Source organism: Mycolicibacterium chubuense (genome assembly GCF_001044255.1).
GTDB lineage: Bacteria > Actinomycetota > Actinomycetes > Mycobacteriales > Mycobacteriaceae > Mycobacterium > Mycobacterium chubuense.
The window spans coordinates 1-421 of record NZ_JYNX01000041.1 but is presented as its reverse complement, the minus strand read 5'-3'; the positions used below and the strand labels follow the sequence as shown (position 1 = coordinate 421).

The 421-nt window shown below is 76.2% G+C and carries 1 protein-coding gene; it reads left to right on the top strand.

Annotation, left to right across the window (positions count from 1 at the left end; all coding sequences use genetic code 11):
- Nucleotides 1–421, top strand: a 421-nt coding sequence (locus MCHUDSM44219_RS17165) for a CopD family protein (RefSeq protein ID WP_048419472.1), incomplete at both ends; no start/stop codon positions are given.

Below are 421 nucleotides of genomic sequence, written 5' to 3'. Positions count from 1 at the left end.
CGCGGTGTGCGCGGCGGCCTGTTTCGCGCCACGGACCCCTGCTGTGGCCGCTGCGACCGCCGGCGCGGCGGCCATCGGCGTCGCGGGCCACCCGCTCACCGGCCACCTGGCCGATCAGCCGATGGCCGGGGTGGCCGTCGCGCTGCATGCGCTGGCAGCCGCCGTGTGGTGCGGCGTCCTCGCCGCCCTCGTCCTGACCGTCGACCACCGCGGCCAATGGGCGCGGGTGTTGCCGCGGTTCTCCCAGCTGTCGCTGGGCTGCGTCGCGGTGCTGCTCGGCGGCGGCGTGGTGGCCGGGCTGGCGCTGCTCGATACGCCCGGCCAGCTCATCGGCACCGGCTGGGGCCGGGTGCTGAGCGCCAAGATCGCCCTGACGATCGCGTTGACGGTGCTCGCGTGGCGCAACCGCGCACACTGGCTG